This window comes from Pseudomonas mucidolens (genome assembly GCF_900106045.1).
Classification (GTDB): Bacteria; Pseudomonadota; Gammaproteobacteria; order Pseudomonadales; family Pseudomonadaceae; genus Aquipseudomonas; species Aquipseudomonas mucidolens.
This window is the reverse complement of record NZ_LT629802.1, coordinates 3,191,511-3,208,621: the sequence shown is the minus strand read 5'-3', so window position 1 is coordinate 3,208,621 and position 17,111 is coordinate 3,191,511. Positions and strand designations below refer to the sequence as shown.

Genomic DNA, 17,111 nt, shown 5'->3' with positions numbered 1-17,111 from the left:
ACGCTTGCGCCATGCCTCGCACACACCCTTCACCCCGGCTATAATCGGCGCCACCTTTCGCCGCCATCCGAGTCAAGCCCGCCCATGTATACCCTGGCCCGCCAGCTGTTATTCAAACTTTCCCCGGAAACTTCCCACGACCTGTCTCTGGACTTGATCGGCGCGGGTGGCCGCCTGGGGCTCAATGGGCTGGTGTGCAAGGCACCGGCGCGGATGCCGGTGTCGGTCATGGGGCTGGACTTCCCCAATCCGGTCGGCCTGGCGGCTGGCCTGGACAAGAACGGCGCGGCCATCGACGGCTTTGCGCAGTTGGGGTTCGGTTTTGTCGAGATCGGCACGGTGACGCCCCGCCCGCAGCCGGGCAATCCCAAGCCACGCATCTTCCGTTTGCCGGAGGCCGAGGCGATCATCAATCGCATGGGCTTCAATAATCTGGGCGTTGATCACTTGCTATCGCGGGTCCAGGCGGCGAAGTACACAGGTATCCTGGGGATCAATATCGGCAAAAACTTCGATACCCCGGTGGAACGGGCGGTGGACGACTACTTGATCTGTCTGGACAAGGTCTACGCTCACGCCAGTTATGTGACGGTCAACGTCAGTTCGCCGAATACTCCTGGCCTGCGCAGCCTGCAGTTCGGTGATTCGCTCAAGCAGTTGCTCGAAGCCTTGCGCCAACGCCAGGAAGACCTGGCCGTACGGCATGGCAAGCGGGTGCCGCTGGCGATCAAGATTGCACCGGACATGAGCGACGAAGAAACCGTACTGGTGGCCCAGGCGCTGGTGGATTCGGGGATGGACGCGGTGATTGCGACCAACACCACTTTGAGCCGGGTCGGCGTTGAAGGCCTGGCCTACGGTGATGAAGCCGGTGGACTCTCCGGCGCGCCGGTTCGCGATAAAAGTACTCACATCGTCAAGGTGCTGGCGGCAGAGTTGGCTGGGCGCCTGCCGATTATTGCCGTGGGTGGTATTACTGAAGGCAGGCACGCGGCAGAGAAGATCGCCGCCGGGGCCAGTCTGGTGCAGTTGTATTCCGGGTTTATCTACAAGGGGCCGGCGTTGATTCGCCAGTCAGTGGATGCAATCGCGGCGTTGCCGAAAAACTGAAGGCATTAAAAAGGGCTCCTTGAAGGAGCCCCTGGGCCGAAGCCCGCCGCCCGGATGGGGCGTGCGTGGTTAAGTCGTTACATGTTCAAGTTGCTTGTCGGAATTAAGTGCCCTGATTAGCCGACGGCGTGAAGTTCGTTGAGTCTGTGGATCCCCGCAGTGCCGGTCATACCGTCCCAGTTGTCGCCGCGTCCTTCTCGCCAGCCATTAATCCAGGCTTGGCGCACCGACGGTAGAGTAAATGGGCAAAGCTCACGGGATTTGCCATGAACGCCATACTGATATCCGCGTAAAAATGCTCTTTCCAACGGATCACGCTTAAGTCTTCTCATAGGGTGTTTCCCTCACTTGTTGACTGTCTTGATATCCTTCGACCTCATCCGAGGTCAGGCAGAGTTTTTCTGCCGTTGGTGCGGCCCGCTGCCGGCGTGGCAGGCCAATGTGTCAGCGTCGTTGCGGCGCTGACCTGTGTTGAGTTCTAACCAATAGGTCACATGGATTCAATGATCGTTTTGTCATAAGCACGTAACGATAACGATGCTATAGCCATAAGCTGGGATGGTTTTTCGCCCCATTTTTGCGACAAAGCCAGCTATGATGTGCCCTGTAAGAAGATGGGCTTAATTCTTTAGTGAGAATGTCCGCTCGTTGCAGTCGGTTATTATTCGACGAAGGGTCAGAATATTACCTGTTGTTGCTTCCAATTTTTTATCTGCCCCGGAAATCAAGGCTCAAACGCCCGACAGCCGGGGTGGAACGGCACACATTCGTGCCACGCGAGTGCTCTTCAAGAAAAGCGCTTGATTGAAAACCGAACGGGCGATGCGTCGCCCGTTCACTTATTGCTGAAAAGCCTGGAATTCCCATGTCGGACCGTTACGAACTCTTCCTCACTTGCCCTAAAGGCCTCGAAGGCCTGCTGATCGAGGAAGCCGTCGGGCTTGGCCTTGAAGACGCGCGCGAGCACACCTCGGCCGTGCGCGGCATGGCCGACATGGAAACCGCTTACCGGTTGTGCCTCTGGTCGCGCCTGGCCAACCGCGTGCTGCTGGTGCTCAAGCGCTTCCCGATGAAGGACGCCGAAGACCTGTACCACGGCGTACTTGACGTGGAGTGGCCGGACCACATGCTGCCGGACGGAACCCTGGCGGTGGAGTTCAGCGGCCACGGTTCGGGTATCGATAACACCCACTTCGGCGCGCTGAAGGTCAAGGATGCGATTGTCGACAAGCTGCGCACGCCGACCGGCGAACGCCCATCCATTGACAAGATCAACCCTGACCTGCGCATTCACCTGCGTCTGGACCGTGGCGAAGCCATCCTTTCTCTTGATTTGTCCGGGCATAGCTTGCACCAACGCGGTTATCGCCTGCAGCAGGGTGCGGCGCCCTTGAAGGAAAACCTGGCTGCAGCCATTCTGATTCGTGCCGGTTGGCCGCGTATCGCCGCTGAAGGCGGCGCGCTGACCGACCCGATGTGTGGCGTCGGCACCTTCCTGGTAGAGGGCGCAATGATCGCCGCCGACATGGCGCCCAACCTGAACCGTGAGCAGTGGGGTTTTACCGCCTGGCTTGGCCACGTTCCGGCACTGTGGAAAAAACTCCACGCCGAAGCCAGCGAACGCGCGGCCATCGGCATGAACAAGCCACCGTTGTGGATTCGCGGCTACGAAGCCGATCCGCGCCTGATCCAGCCGGGCCGCAACAACATCGAACGCGCCGGCTTGAGTCACTGGATCAAGGTCTATCAGGGTGAAGTCGGTACGTTTGAGCCGCGCCCGGACCAGAACCAGAAAGGCCTGGTGATCTGCAACCCACCTTACGGCGAGCGTCTGGGTGATGAAGCCAGTTTGTTGTACCTCTACCAGAACCTCGGCGAGCGCCTGCGCCAGGCCTGTCTGGGCTGGGAAGCCGCAGTGTTCACCGGTGCGCCGGATCTGGGCAAGCGCATGGGCATCCGCAGTCACAAACAGTATTCGTTCTGGAACGGCGCGTTGCCGTGCAAGTTGCTGCTGATCAAGGTCAACCCGGATCAGTTCGTCACCGGCGAGCGCCGCACCCCCGAGCAACGCCAGGCCGAACGCGAACAGGCGGCCTACGATCAGGCGCCGAGCGAGCCGCAAGAGCGTCAGTACAACAAGAACGGCAATCCGATCAAGCCGGCGCCGGCCCCTGTGGTCGAGCAGGCGCGTTTGAGCGAAGGCGGGCAGATGTTTGCCAACCGTTTGCAGAAGAACCTCAAGCTGCTGGGCAAGTGGGCCAAGCGCGAGGGCGTCGATTGCTACCGTGTGTACGATGCCGATATGCCGGAATACTCCATGGCGATCGATCTGTACCACGATTGGGTTCACGTTCAGGAATACGCTGCACCTAAGTCCATCGACCCGGAAAAAGCCTCGGCGCGCATGTTTGATGCCTTGGCGGCGATTCCCCAGGCGCTGAATGTCGACAAGAACCGCGTGGTGGTCAAGCGTCGCGAGCGTCAGAGCGGCACCAAACAGTACGAGCGCCAGAGCGCCCAGGGCAAGTTCACGGAGGTCAGCGAAGGCGGTGTCAAACTGCTGGTCAATCTGACCGACTACCTGGACACCGGCCTGTTCCTCGACCATCGACCCATTCGCCTGCGTATCCAGAAAGAGGCGGCCGGCAAGCGCTTCCTCAACCTGTTTTGCTACACCGCCACCGCCAGCGTACATGCCGCCAAGGGCGGAGCCCGCAGCACCACCAGTGTCGACCTGTCGAAAACCTACCTGGACTGGGCGCGCCGCAACCTGTCCCTCAATGGTTTTTCCGACAAAAACCGTCTGGAACAAGGTGATGTCATGGCGTGGCTGGAGGCTTGTCGCGATGAGTTCGACCTGATCTTCATCGACCCACCGACATTCTCCAATTCCAAGCGCATGGAAGGTGTCTTTGACGTACAGCGGGACCACGTGCAATTGCTCGACCTGGCCATGGCGCGTCTGGCCCCTGGCGGCGTGCTGTATTTTTCCAACAACTTCCGCAAATTCCAGTTGGAGGACAACCTGGGCGAGCGTTATGTCGTTGAAGATATCAGTGACAAAACCATCGATCCGGACTTTGCGCGTAACGCGAAAATCCACCGCGCCTGGAAAGTCACCGCACGCTGATCGGCCTGAGCCGCGCGCCTGGATTAATCCGGGCGCGTGGCTCTTTTGCGCTGGTCAAAACTGGGCTCTATGGCTATAACTTAATACCTAGCCAAAGTGGCGCCCTGGCACGCTGGCGTTTTGAGTCTTGCCTATGCCGTTGCATGCAGTCCGCCCGAAGATCCTCGGTTTCATCAGCGAGCAAGCGTCGGCCTGGCTGGTTGGGTTGGTGGTTGTCCTGGTCGGCGGGGCGCTGACCCTGGTGGTGGCGTGGGCTGCGGCGGATCTCAATCGGCAGCAAGTGCGCCAGCGCTTCCAGTTGCTGGTCAATGAACGCTACAGCCGTCTTGAAGAACGCTTTGAAGATCAGGAGCAGCGCCTAGGTAGCCTGCGGCGTTTTTTCGTCAATTCCGAGAATGTCTCGCACGCAAATTTCAACGGTTTTGCCCAGCCGTTGCTATTGCGTACGCGCGCCTATTCCTGGGCCCCGCGTGTGCTCCGTGAGCAACGCCTGGGGTTCGAGCAACAGGTGTCACGCGAACTTGGCGAAGCGTTTTCCATTCGTGAATTGAGCGATGATGGCAGCCTGGTTTCAGCGGCCGTGCGCGATGAATATGTACCGGTGTTATACAGCCAGACCCAAAGTGTCCTGGGGTCACCTTTGGGTTTTGATTTGCTGGCTCAGCCTTTACGCCGGTCCACGGTCGAGCGGGCGCGTCGCTCGGGCAAAATCGCGGTATCCCTCCCCATGCAATTGGTTGGTTTGGAACCATCGTATACCCCCGGTGTGCTGCTGGTCGCGGCGGTCAGTCGACCAGCGACCACACACATGCCCGTCAACGAACCCTACGGTTATGTGATGGCCGTGATCAGCATGCGTCAACTGGTAGCGGACGGCCTGCCCAACGCTGCCAGGGACAACCTGGTCATGCAGATCGTCGACACGTCCGACACGCAGCAGCGTGTGCTGTACGAATCGAACAACCCCGTGGCAGACAGTAGTGGGCAGGAGGTGACCCGTCGGTTGACCCTGGGGGATCACGTCTACGCTTTGCGCTTGCGCCCCAGCCAAGTGTTCGAGCAGAGCAATCACTCCTCGGTGACCAGCATCCTGATCATGGGCGGTCTGCTCAGTCTGTTGCTCAGTGCCTTGCTCTACGTGCTGGTCAGCCAGCGTCAGCGGGCGATCAAGCTGGTGCAGCAACGCACCGGCGAATTGCGCGTGCGCGAACACCAGTTACGCACCGCCCATAGCCAGTTGCGCAGTGTGCTCAACGCTGCGACCCAGGTGGCGATCATTGCGACGGACCTGCGCGGCGTGATCAACACGTTCAATGCCGGGGCCGAGCAGATGCTGGGATACGAGGCCGATCAGGTCCTGGGAATAATGACCCTCGAAAATCTGCACCAACCCTCTGAGCTGACGGTTCGTGCGGCGCAGTTGAGTCAGATGCAGGGCAAGCGAATCACACCCGCTCAGGCGATGCTGGTGGAAGGCACTGACAGTTTGCACGAGGCTCGGGAATGGACGCTGGTACGCAAGGACGGCAGCCAATTGATGGTGAACATGCTGGTGACGGCGCTGCTGGATGACCACGGTTTGTGGATCGGACACCTGGCGATTTGCCTGGATGTCACTGAGCAGAAGCGGGTGCATGAAGCCTTGGCGGCACGCGACCGCTTGCTGAGAAAACTCAGCGCCCATGTGCCGGGAGGAATCTTTCAATTCACTCTGGAACCCAATGACAACTGGCGGTTCATCTACGCCAGTGACGGCATTCGCGATATTTACGAAATAGAGCCAGGGCTTTTACAGCAGAATGCCAAGCTGGTCTTTGAGCGTATACATCCCCAGGATGCCGAACGTATTCGCAGCTCCATACGCTTGTCCGCACTGCAGTTGAGTCATTGGCGGGAGGAGTATCGCGTCGAGCTGCCGCGCCAGGGCCTGCGCTGGATCCGTGGCGAGGCCACGCCGGAGGAACTGCCCGGTGGCGGTACGTTGTGGCATGGCTATGTGTCTGATATTTCCGATCTCAAGCGGGTGGAAGAAGAGCTGCGGGCGTTGTCCATCACCGATTCGCTGACAGGGATCCATAATCGACGATATTTCCAGGATCGCCTGAAGGCCGAAATGAGCCGGGTCAGGCGCACCTCGGGGGCGTTGGCGGTCATCATGCTGGATATTGACCACTTCAAGCGCATCAATGACCAGCATGGGCATGCAGTGGGAGACGGAGTGTTGCAGGAGTTATGCCGGCGTATCGGCGTGCGCGTGCGCCGCAGTGACGTGTTCTGCCGCCTGGGCGGTGAGGAGTTCATGGTGCTGTGTCCCAACACCGACGGTGACCAGGCTTATGGCTTGGCCATCGAGTTGTGGCAGTCGCTGCGCAGTTCCCCCATGGTCGGAGTCGGTCTTGTCACGGCCAGCTTCGGCGTGGCCAGTTGGCGGGTCGATGAAGGGGTGGATAGCTTGTTGTTACGCGCGGACTCGGCCGTGTATGCCGCCAAACAGGCGGGTCGAGACCGGGTAGAAGCAGAGCGTTTGCAGGTGTGAGGCCCTGATAGGCTTGCCCCTGGCGTCCGGCCAGGAACCTGCCCGGGCTTGGCGAGGTTCAAGGCCGGTTCCCGCACGATTTACAGAGCGGACGCGGTTGTCACCTTTGGCTGGCGATACAAGTCCAGCAGCACTTGGTCCAGCACCGACGAGGCACCCCAAGGCTTCGGGTCATTGAGGATTGCCACCACCGCCCAGGTATTGCCGTTATTGTCGCGGCTGTAGCCGGCAATTGCCCGCACGGTATTCAAGGTGCCAGTCTTGATGTGTGCTTCACCGCGCAAGGCCGTGGTTTTAAGGCGTCTGCGCATGGTGCCGTCGCTGCCCGCAATCGGCATCGAGCTGACGAACTCTGCCGCATACGGGCTTTTCCACGCAGCCTGCAGCATTCTCGCCAGCTCGCGGGCGCTCACGCGCTCGGCACGGGACAGGCCGGAACCATTCTCCATCACGAGGTGCGGTGCGGTGATGCCTTTTTTTGCCAGCCATTGGCGGATTACCCGCTGGGCCGCCTTGCCATCGTCGCCGTCGGCATCCGTGCGGTATTGCGCGCCAAGGCTCAGGAACAACTGCTGGGCCATGGTGTTGTTACTGTATTTGTTGATATCGCGAATGATTTCTGCCAGATCCGGGGAGAAAGCCCTGGCCAGGAGCTTGGCGCTTTTTGGCACGGGTGCCAGCACGTCACGGCCCTGGATGCTGCCGCCCAGTTCTTTCCAGATCGCCCGGACAGCGCCGGCGGCATAGGTGGCGTGATCCAGCAGCGACAGATAGGTCTGCGAGCTGCAGCCGTCACCCAACTGGCCGCTGACGGTTACGGTCACACTGCCATCGGCGGCGGTGACCGGGTTGTAGCGCACGTCGCCGGTGCATTGTTTAGTGTTGGTCGGTTTGACCTGATTGTCGATATGGATACTGGCAATAGGCGGTTCCACCGAGACCAGTACGCGGCCCGAATCATTGCGGGTCACGAAACGCAAGGCCTTGAGGTTGACCAGCAAGGCATCCGGCTTGACCAGGAATGGCTTGTTGGCGTCATTGCCGTCGTCATTGAATGCCGGCAATTGCGGCTGGATGAAGAAACCGCGATCCAGCACCAGGTCGCCGGTGACTTGCTGCACGCCATTGGCCCGCAGGTCACGCATCAACAACCAGAGTTTTTCCATGTTCAGCTTGGGATCGCCGCCGCCCTTCAGGTACAGGTTACCGCGCAAAATTCCGCCACTGAGGGTGCCATCGGTGTAGAACTCGGTTTTCCACTGGTGGTTGGGGCCGAGCATTTCCAGGGCCGCGTAGGTGGTGACTAGTTTCATGGTGGAGGCCGGGTTCACCGAAACGTCGGCATTGAACACGGTCGGCGTGCCGGGCCCGGTGAGCGGGATCATGACCAGGGACAAGGCATCGTTTTGCAACTTGGCCTTTTTCAGCGACTCCTGCACCTTGGGTGGCAAGCTGGTATTGATGGGGGCGGCGGTGACGGAAAAAGCCAGAGGGAGAAGAAAACTGGCGAGTAACAATGGGCGCAAGGATTTGATCATAAAGAATAAGACCCTACTGCTGAGAAGGGTGAAAAAGGCGAGGGCTATGCAAGAAAATCCCTCATTGGTCATGAAAGTGTCGGCATTATGCCCCAAGGTGCAACCCTTTGTGGTTGAACGATAGCCGCTAATCGCGGTTTTTTTTATTGGCGTTGCGCCGCCCGTCCTACGCAATCGGGCAATCGCCACCTAAAACTGGAAGAGTGCCGGCCGTTATTACTTATGAGGATTGTTCCATGGCGACTAACCGTTCCCAGCGTCTGCGCAAAAAACTGTGCGTTGATGAGTTTCAAGTTTTGCCAATTAGCACAAAATAGTTAGTTGGTTGTCAAAAATCCCCTCTCCCCAACGCCCTCTCGAAGCCTGTTTTCCCCCCCAGCGTCCAAGCGCCTCAGCAATTTCTTCCCTCCGGGCTGTGCTGTTCATGACATCCAGCGCCGACTCTCGTATGCCTAGGGATGTCAGATCAGCCGTCAAGGCCGCTCATCGAACCCTCTTCAGCTCGCTAGTTTGCCCTGGGCCAAAGCACATAATCGCGCCCCTGAATTGCGTGGGCACAGCTCGAATTCATCGATCCCGTTGCACAATGACGGCGCATCGGGTCGGGCCGTGCTTCACCTTTGGCAGTGTCTATTGGAGGTGGGGAGGGCAGGTTCAGAGCTGTCCCTATCCACATCAGAATGCAGTTGGTTTGAGCCCCCCTGGGCTTTCCGCAAAGCAAAAAAAACCACCCTGAAAGGTGGTTTTTTCACAAGCTCGCAGTTAACGACTGCGGCTCAGCGCGATCAATTGGCAGCGTTGACCGGATTCTCTGGGTACCAGGCGTCGAGCAGAGGGCTGACTTCAACCTTGGTGACTTCGCTACGGCTTTTGAGCCATGCTTCAACGGCTGCACGCTGCTCTTCGGTAACAGAGCCGCGTTCTGCCTTGCAGACCAGGCCGTAGTCATCGCCACCGACGTAGTCCAGGCCATTAGCGTCCATAGCTTCAGTCAAGAAGGAATCGAGGAATGCATCAACAGCCTCGTCATCCAGGTCTTCCTTGAAATCCAGGTTCAGCTCAAAGCCCAATTCCTGAAATTCGTCCACACAAAGCTTTTTGCGCAGACGACGGGAGCGGTTAGTGGCCATCAATAAATCCTCAGAGTAATTACGGCGCATAGTCTATCAGCTAACACGCTTAGGTGCCTGTCTTGTCTGATCGATATAAGGCGAAGAGGTGTCTACGAAACCCGGGGCGATTCACCAGATATCGACTGAGCCAACATCCAGTTCTGTACCGTTGTGATTATCGGCGCGTCTTTTTTCTGGAGTATTCGCCAACGATCTTCATCGTCATGTCTCCTGCCTGCCGTCCAACTTCGTACAAGCCCTCAATGACGCATTTCTGCAAACTGTCATTCTCCACAATCAAACCTGGGGGGTGAGTAGTTCGGGTAAGGGTCATCCCCCAATCATTTTCCTAAGCGCGGCTACCACGTCGTTCCTGCATTGATCGGTAACCGAACCAGGGTACTGATCAAACATATGCGGTACTCCCGGATAAACGTGAAGCTCAATTGGCACGCCTGAACGCGAGAGCTTTAACGCGAAGTCCACGTCTTCCACCAAAAACAAATCCAAGGTTCCTACGCAGATAAAGCTTCGTGGCAGCCCCCGTAGATCAGATGCAAGCGCGGCGGAAAACAGAAATGCCTGTTCGTCATCAAACGTGTATGACCCTTGCATGCAGTGCCAGCAGAACTGATTTGCTTCACTTCCCCAATTTAGCGTTCCTGTAGTGGGATTGTCAGTGGGGGCGTTAGCCGAGCCAGTTCGGTGATCGAGCATTGGATAGACCAATACCAATCCCACAACTGAATGCTCAGCCCTCTCTCGAACAAGCAACGCTAGTGCGGCAGCAAGTCCGCCGCCTGCGCTATGACCCATGATGACCACTCTATCTGCATCGACGCCAAGCGAAGGACTTTCACGCAACAGCCAGCTCAGAGCCGTATAGCAGTCTTCAAGTGGAATAGGGAAGGGATGCTCCGGAGCCAATCTGTAATCGACGGCTACGATGACCGCTTTCATCTCGATAGCCAGGTCGGTCAAGTAGTCGTCGGCCATCTCTGGACAGCCCAAAACAAATCCTCCCCCGTGCAAATACAAAATGGCCGGTAGTGCTTGATCTTCATACTTTTGATCGGGCCGGTAAATGCACAAACGAACCCCAGGAGTGTTTGGAGCGTCCGTTGTCCAGCGCTGTTCGCATCGTGCTAGCTGAGGCGGTTTAAAATTGGCACTAGCTCGGGTTCGAATAGCGGGAAGCCCGGCGAGCGTCCATTCACTGGACGTTTTTTCCAGGAAGTGCGCGTAAGCGGGGTCAAGTAACTTGGCTGCGTCCAATGGCATTTCCCCTCCTGACAGGGGGCCGAAATAGCCCCCCGCGGGTTTGGTTTTTTATAACCAACCCTTGATTTGCGCACATACCGCCTGAGTAGAAATGCCGTAACGGTCGTGGAGGGTTGGAAGCGCGCCTGCGTCGAGGAACGCGTCTGGTAGCGCAATTTGTCTGAACGTCGGCGTAACCCCATTGCGCAGTAATACCGTTGCCACTGCTTCTCCCAATCCTCCAATGATCGAGTGGTTTTCAGCGGTGATTACCAACCGTCCTGGCTTCCGGGCCTCAGCGAGAATGGTCTGCTCATCCAAAGGCTTGATAGTGGGTACGTGCAGGACTGCGACATCTACGCCATCTGCCTGAAGTTCTTTAGCGGCTTCTAAAGCGCGCATTGTCATTAGCCCCGTAGAGATGATCAAAATGTCATTACCGGTGCGCAATGTCTTGGCTTTACCAATCTCGAATTTGTACCCGTACTCGTCAAGTACCAACGGTACGTTGCCGCGCAACAAACGCATGTAAACCGGCCCTTGGTGGGCTGCGATAGCAGGTACGGCCTGTTCGATTTCCAGAGCATCGCAAGGATCGATGATCATCAGATTCGGCATCGCTCGGAAGATTGCCAAATCGTCTGTTGCCTGGTGGCTCGGGCCGTAGCCTGTGGTCAGGCCTGGCAGGCCGCAAACGATTTTGACGTTCAGGTTTTCTTCAGCGATTGCCATGCAAATGAAGTCGTAGGCGCGACGCGAGGCAAACACTGCATAGGTCGTGGCAAAGGGTACAAAGCCTTCACGGGCCATCCCGGCGGCTGCGCTCATCAACAGTTGCTCGGCCATTCCCATCTGGTAGAAGCGGTCGGGATGAGCCTTGGCGAAGATGTGCAGATCGGTGTATTTCGACAAGTCGGCGGACAAGCCGACGATGTCTGATCGCTGATCGGCAAGCGTTGCCAGCGCGTGACCAAATGGGGCGGATTTAGTGGCCTGACCTTCAGAAGCAATCGATGCAATCATCGCCGAGGTGGTCAGTTTTTTCTTTACGACCACGGGCGCCTGAGCCGTATTGGTATTCGTAGTGCTCATACAGTTTTCCCCTCGTCGAGGTTGTTCAGGGCGAGATCCCATTCATGCTCATCCACGCGAATGAAATGCGCCTTCTCACGGGTTTCCAGAAACGGCACGCCTTTGCCCATTTTGGTGTCGCAGATAATCACTCTGGGCTGAGCGGCTGGATGGTTGCGGGCAGCATCAAACGCCTTAACCAATGCGTCCAGGTCGTTGCCGTCCACGCGCTGGGTGAACCAGCCGAATGCTTGCCATCGATCAACAATAGGTTCAAACGCCAACACCTCACTGGAGCGTCCATCGGCCTGCTGATTGTTCACGTCGACGATGGCGATGAGGTTGTCGAGTTTCCAGTGGGACGCCGACATTACGGCTTCCCAGGTCGAACCTTCATTCAGCTCGCCGTCCGACAGCAGGTTGTAAACGAATGACGCAGATTTTTTGCGCTTCAAGCCGAGGCAGGCACCCACCGCGATTCCCAGTCCTTGGCCAAGCGATCCACCGGTGATCTCCATGCCAGGTGTGTAGGTGGCCATGCCTGACATCGGCAGACGGCTATCGTCTGAGCCGTATGTTTCGAGTTCGTCCAAGGGGACGATTTCAGCTTCAATCAACGCTGCATAGAGCGCGATCGCGTAGTGGCCGATGGAGAGGTAAAAGCGATCGCGTTCCTCCCACTTCGGGTCTTCAGGTTTGTAGGTCATGGCGTGGAAGTACGACACGGCCAGCAAGTCTGCTGCGCCTAACGCCTGACCGACATAGCCTTGGCCTTGGACTTGGCCCATGCGCAAAGCGTGGCGGCGAATATTGTGAGCGCGCTGCACTAGAGTAGTGGACGACGCACGAGATGGATTGGCAGTCATGGGGAATTCTCCGTTAGCTCAACGATTGACCGAGGCAGCAGGAATGCGTAGTACTAAACAGGCGCCGATACACAGCACACCAGTGATTAGATACATACCAATGGCGCTTGAGCCGGTCGTAGTGGTGATCCATCCAATCAGATAAGGCGAGCAGAACCCTGCGAGATTGGCAAAGCTATTGATACCGGCAATACCCGCAGCTGCGGATACTCCACCGAGCAAAGTGGTAGGCAACATCCAGAATAGTGACGAGGCAGAAAGGACACCTGCTGCCGCTAAGCACAGGCTCAATACCGATAGCACCAGATTGCCTCCGAACATCGCTGCCAGCGTTAGTCCCAGCGCGCCCGCAATCATTGGCCCAACCAGGTGCCAGCGACGCTCTTGGTGCTTGTCCCCACTACGGCCCATAAACACCATTGCCACGATGGCGCACATGTACGGAAGGCTGGTGAGTAAACCGATGTGCATGGTGTCGGAAACACCCGCGTTGCGGATCAGGGTAGGCAACCAGAAAGTGATCGCGTATTGGCCCATGACCACGCAAAAGTAGATGCAGGCAAGAATCCACAGGCGACGATCTCGTAAGAACTCTCCGACCGAAGCGTGAGTGACCTTTTGGCTGTTGTCCTCGGCCAACTCCTGGCTGACGAGTTCCTTTTCTTCATCGGTCAGCCAAGTAGCTTGGTGCACGCCATCCTTTAGATAAGCCAGTACCATTAGCCCGACAATGACAGTCGGAATGGCTTCAATGACGAACATCCACTGCCAACCAGCCCAACCCTGAACGCCTGCGAACTCCGTCATGATCCAGCCTGAAAGAGGCCCGCCAATCATTCCGGAAAGCGGGATGGCGATGAACCACAGCACAGTCATTTTTGCGCGGCGATAGGAAGGAAACCAATAAGTGAGATAGAGCAGTAGGCCGGGCGCGAGACCTGCTTCTGCGACGCCAAGCAAAAAGCGTAGCGCATAGAATTGCCAAGCTGTTTCGACGAAGGCGAAGAGGGCAGAAATAATGCCCCATGAAATCATGATGCGCGCGATCCAGCGCCGAGCGCCAACCTTGTGGAGGATAAGATTACTAGGCACCTCGCACAGGAAATATCCGAGGAAAAATACCCCCGCTCCGAGTCCATATACGGTCTCGCTTAGCGAGAGGTCGCTCATCATTTGGAGCTTGGCAAACCCTACGTTGACCCGGTCGAGGTAAGCGCAGAGGTAGCAAAGCATCAGAAAAGGCATCAAACGCCAGGCAGTTTTACGGTAAGCGCTTGACCGAACCGTGGCAGCAGCGTCGAGCGTCATGGTGGTGGTAATCATGTTTGTCTGATCTCTTGTTGTTATAGAACGCCCGGCACAGGCCCGGCGTACCTTCGATCCAGAACGTCATGGGCCGATGCCGACCCGCCACTGATGTCAGTGGATCAACATACCGCCGTTGACATCCAGCGTGATCCCGGTGAGATAGGAGGACAGGTCGCTGGCGAGGAATAGCGCGGCGTTTGCCACATCCTGAGCGGCTCCCAGGCGGCCGAGCGGGATGCTTTCGATGATCGCGTGGCGACGCTCATCCTGCATCAGACCGCCGGTGATATCGGTGTGAATCAAACCGGGTGTGATGGAGTTCACTCGGATGTTGTCAGAACCAAATTCTCGCGCCATGGCTTTGCCTAGACCAAGGACGCCCGCTTTCGCTGCGCTGTAGTGTGGCCCGCCGAAAATGCCGCCGCCGCGCTGAGCCGAGACAGATGACATACAAACAATGCTGCCTGAAGCCTGGGTACGCATGGTGGGAATGACGGCTTGTGACATCAACAATGTGCCGCGCAGACTGACATCCAGAACTTTGTCGTAATCGGAGGGACGGATGTCTAACGTCTTGATGGGTTGCGTGATGCCGGCATTGTTGACGAGAACGTCGATCCGGCCGAATCGCTCGATGACTTTAGCGACGGCCTCTTTGACCTGGGTTTCGTCTGCAACGTTGGCGGCAAGACCCAGATGCCCCTCGCCGAGGGCGGCAGCTGCGTCTCGTGCGGCGGCCTCGTCGAGATCCAGAATGACTACATGAGCGCCATGTTTGGCGAAGGTGACGGCAGTTGCGCGGCCAATGCCACGTTCCGAAGCTGCGCCAGTGATGATGGCGACTTTACCTTGAAGAAGCATGTGGGTTACCTCTGATTGTTTTTATGGTTCGATTCAGTGATCGATGATTCAGAGTGTCCGTGGAAGGCATGCTGAGCAATAACGCAAACGTCACTGCTAGATGAATAAAATTCACCTCTCGTCATTCTAAATGACTAATGGTTGAATGATTCTGTCCCCCCAGCGACCAAAAAATAATAGGCAGAGCACTGATGCGCCAAGACGAACACACTCCATCTAACCTCCCACCGCTGAGAGCAATTCAAGCCTTCGAGCAAACGGCCCGTTTTGGCAACCTCGCCCGAGCGGCTGAAGTGCTTGATCTCACGCCTTCTGCAATTAGCCACCAGTTAGCTAAATTGGAAGTCATGATCGGTCGACAGTTGTTCGTCAGGGCTGCGCGCGGGGTGACATTAACGCCGGTGGGCGAGCAGTATCTCAAAGACATCTCTGGGCTGTTGCAGAGCTTGGAGGTCGCGACGGAGCGGGCAGCCAGTGACGTCAGTCTCGATTGCCTGAGGCTTCATTCGTCCCCCAGTTTCGGGCTACTTTGGCTCATGCCCAGGCTTGAGGCTTTCCGGATCAGTAATCCGGATATCCAGATAAACCTCTCGTGCTCGTACGAGTCGCTGCATTTCAGCCGAGACAAGATCGACGTCGATATTCGCCACGGACGACCTAACTGGCCCAGCTATGAGGTTCGCACTGTGCGTAACGAAACCTTCGCTGTCCTGGCCTCCCCGAAGCTACTTTCTCGTTGTCCTATTAACAGCGCAGCGGATCTCCTGGCGGAGGATCTGATTCTTTCTGAGGCGACCTTGCTCAGGTGGCCGGAGTGGTTTGCGCAACATGGTTTGGCGCGCCCGGAGAATCCCTACGCTTTGAGCTTCGATCGGTCATATATGACGCTCGAAGCAGCGAGCCACGGCTTGGGATTCGCTCTCGAAAGTACGTTGCTGGCGCAGAAGTATCTCGCCAGCGGTGCGTTGGTTGAGGTCGCGCCGCAAGCACTGAGTTCACCCGTAGCTGCGCATCATCTGGTTTTTCCAAAAGCACACTCCAGCTTTCCTAGGGTCAGGCGATTTCTAGAGTGGATGGAGGGAGAGTTGGGGCATAGCTTTGTATTTTAATTGGTTTAGTTTCGGGGAATGTTGATACACCTACTGGCTGCTTCACAAACGCGTGAACCGGTGCGACGACGAGCTCTCCATACATGCCGTAATCCGCAAAAGAGAACGCTGGTATGACGTTCACCTCGTCACCTACGGCATATTCAGAGACACCTTCTCCAACTGATTCAACGGTAGCTGCATCACACCGCTTGAGCGATTACCAGGGATTCTCTTGAGCAAGTCCTGGTCGCGATACGCTGACGGTGCAGCAGCCGGAGCACATCATCTGGATTCCACATGAGTCACCTGAACCGAACTGCCTAGGTGACTTCGCCGGACGGTTACCTCAAAACGAACCCGCTGAACGTGTTCTAGCTCAAAGGCAAACCGAGCAAAACGAATGTTCCTGGCCACTAGGAGTGTGATGAGTGAATTCACTCAGATTATGGAGCGCTGCGCAGAAGGTTTATTTCTTGTATCAAGTTGTCGACAGCTGTGAGCATGAAGTCGATCGTAGTTTCATCGGCGAATTTACCGTCTTGAATTTTTTCATTGACGCCGGGAATTACGATTTGGGGGCCGCAGATCACCCGGGACAGCGTGGCTGCCAGAGATACCGAGCAAACGATGAACGACCGTGGCCATAAAACTTCCTTACACCAGTGTGGTGAAAACACAGAAACTACAAGGCATGTAGCACTTAACGTGATGAGCCGATCATCACAAACAGTGCTCGGGCAATCCGGTCACTTTTGTTCCGCCACGCGTGTCGTGTGCCTCTTTGAATTACGATCTCGCCGGTCTTCACGAGGCGGCTCTCACCGTTGTCCAGTTCCAGCCACATCTCGCCCTCCAGAATGATTCCGTAATCGATGGTGGGGGGTGGTGTGCATGCCCGGATTTTGCGGTTCAAAGCTTTCGATCAGGCCAGGCAATGCGGCGCCCAGCTCCTCATAGGCCCGGGCACCATCGATGGGATTCTGCATGACCGAGTCAGGTGGAAAATTAAACATGGCGAGGCTGGTGCCTCCCTGGGGAGGAATCAGCGAAGCGTAATCAAGCGTGGGATCGCGTTCTTGTTCGAGGCGTACCGGATTCGCTGGTGTCGTCCATAACTGTGCCATGGCGTGTCCAGGGAATGAGACAAAGGATTGGGCTCTTGGGGCGTAGTCATCTGAAACGAACACGGAGTTCCCTTGTTCGTCGTGACTGGTCACGATTCCTCTTA

The 17,111-nt window shown here is 57.0% G+C and carries 14 protein-coding genes; 4 read left to right on the top strand and 10 right to left on the bottom strand.

Annotated elements, in window-relative coordinates; translation table 11 throughout:
- Positions 1 to 84 precede the first annotated feature (84 nt).
- Positions 85 to 1,110 carry a quinone-dependent dihydroorotate dehydrogenase gene (locus BLU75_RS14760; protein WP_084378885.1) on the top strand — a complete coding sequence of 342 codons (1,026 nt, stop codon included), beginning with the start codon at positions 85 to 87 and terminating at the stop codon, positions 1,108 to 1,110.
- Between the two features lie 116 nt (positions 1,111 to 1,226).
- Here BLU75_RS14760 and rmf read toward each other — a convergent pair whose 3' ends face one another.
- Positions 1,227 to 1,442, bottom strand: coding sequence for a ribosome modulation factor (gene rmf, locus BLU75_RS14755; RefSeq protein WP_002553055.1), 216 nt, complete (start codon positions 1,440 to 1,442; stop codon positions 1,227 to 1,229).
- A gap of 533 nt (positions 1,443 to 1,975) precedes the next feature.
- Between rmf and rlmKL the strand changes: the two genes are divergently transcribed.
- Together rlmKL and BLU75_RS14740 are read left to right on the top strand one after the other, a co-directional pair.
- Positions 1,976 to 4,240 carry a bifunctional 23S rRNA (guanine(2069)-N(7))-methyltransferase RlmK/23S rRNA (guanine(2445)-N(2))-methyltransferase RlmL gene (gene rlmKL / locus BLU75_RS14745; RefSeq protein ID WP_084378883.1) on the top strand — a complete coding sequence of 755 codons (2,265 nt, stop codon included), beginning with the start codon at positions 1,976 to 1,978 and terminating at the stop codon, positions 4,238 to 4,240.
- Positions 4,241 to 4,373: 133 nt separating this feature from the next.
- A complete protein-coding gene (locus tag BLU75_RS14740) occupies positions 4,374 to 6,776 on the top strand; it encodes a sensor domain-containing diguanylate cyclase (RefSeq protein WP_084378882.1) in 2,403 nt (800 codons plus the stop codon).
- Between the two features lie 80 nt (positions 6,777 to 6,856).
- On the opposite strand, the gene dacB is transcribed toward BLU75_RS14740, so the two are convergent.
- From dacB to BLU75_RS14705, 7 genes are all read right to left on the bottom strand, one after another.
- Positions 6,857 to 8,314 carry a D-alanyl-D-alanine carboxypeptidase/D-alanyl-D-alanine endopeptidase gene (dacB, locus tag BLU75_RS14735; RefSeq protein ID WP_084378881.1) on the bottom strand — a complete coding sequence of 486 codons (1,458 nt, stop codon included), beginning with the start codon at positions 8,312 to 8,314 and terminating at the stop codon, positions 6,857 to 6,859.
- Between the two features lie 785 nt (positions 8,315 to 9,099).
- Entirely contained in the window at positions 9,100 to 9,444 is a 345-nt protein-coding gene (locus tag BLU75_RS14730) for a YggL 50S ribosome-binding family protein (protein ID WP_084378880.1), read from the bottom strand.
- A 312-nt stretch (positions 9,445 to 9,756) separates the two neighbouring features.
- Entirely contained in the window at positions 9,757 to 10,701 is a 945-nt protein-coding gene (locus tag BLU75_RS14725) for an alpha/beta hydrolase (RefSeq protein ID WP_084378991.1), read from the bottom strand.
- Between the two features lie 54 nt (positions 10,702 to 10,755).
- The gene (locus BLU75_RS14720; protein WP_084378879.1) at positions 10,756 to 11,778 is read right to left on the bottom strand and encodes a transketolase family protein; all 1,023 of its coding nucleotides are present in this window, start codon (positions 11,776 to 11,778) and stop codon (positions 10,756 to 10,758) included.
- Positions 11,775 to 12,623 carry a transketolase gene (locus BLU75_RS14715; protein ID WP_084378878.1) on the bottom strand — a complete coding sequence of 283 codons (849 nt, stop codon included), beginning with the start codon at positions 12,621 to 12,623 and terminating at the stop codon, positions 11,775 to 11,777. Before BLU75_RS14715 ends, BLU75_RS14720 begins: the two co-directional genes overlap by 4 nt.
- A gap of 18 nt (positions 12,624 to 12,641) precedes the next feature.
- Positions 12,642 to 13,946, bottom strand: coding sequence for an MFS transporter (locus BLU75_RS14710; protein WP_174580146.1), 1,305 nt, complete (start codon positions 13,944 to 13,946; stop codon positions 12,642 to 12,644).
- A 96-nt stretch (positions 13,947 to 14,042) separates the two neighbouring features.
- Complete coding sequence (locus tag BLU75_RS14705) at positions 14,043 to 14,792, bottom strand: SDR family NAD(P)-dependent oxidoreductase (RefSeq protein ID WP_084378877.1); 750 nt, start codon at positions 14,790 to 14,792, stop codon at positions 14,043 to 14,045.
- A gap of 191 nt (positions 14,793 to 14,983) precedes the next feature.
- Here BLU75_RS14705 and BLU75_RS14700 point away from each other — a divergent pair, with 191 nt between their 5' ends.
- The gene (locus BLU75_RS14700; protein ID WP_084378876.1) at positions 14,984 to 15,901 is read left to right on the top strand and encodes a LysR substrate-binding domain-containing protein; all 918 of its coding nucleotides are present in this window, start codon (positions 14,984 to 14,986) and stop codon (positions 15,899 to 15,901) included.
- A 682-nt stretch (positions 15,902 to 16,583) separates the two neighbouring features.
- Here the strand turns inward: BLU75_RS14700 and BLU75_RS27895 are convergent.
- Both BLU75_RS27895 and BLU75_RS27890 read right to left on the bottom strand, forming a co-directional pair.
- Positions 16,584 to 16,727 (bottom strand): cupin domain-containing protein, encoded by a 144-nt coding sequence (locus BLU75_RS27895; protein ID WP_231982565.1) that lies wholly within the window; start codon positions 16,725 to 16,727, stop codon positions 16,584 to 16,586.
- Entirely contained in the window at positions 16,702 to 17,007 is a 306-nt protein-coding gene (locus tag BLU75_RS27890; protein ID WP_231982564.1) for a cupin domain-containing protein, read from the bottom strand. Before BLU75_RS27890 ends, BLU75_RS27895 begins: the two co-directional genes overlap by 26 nt.
- Positions 17,008 to 17,111 lie beyond the last annotated feature (104 nt).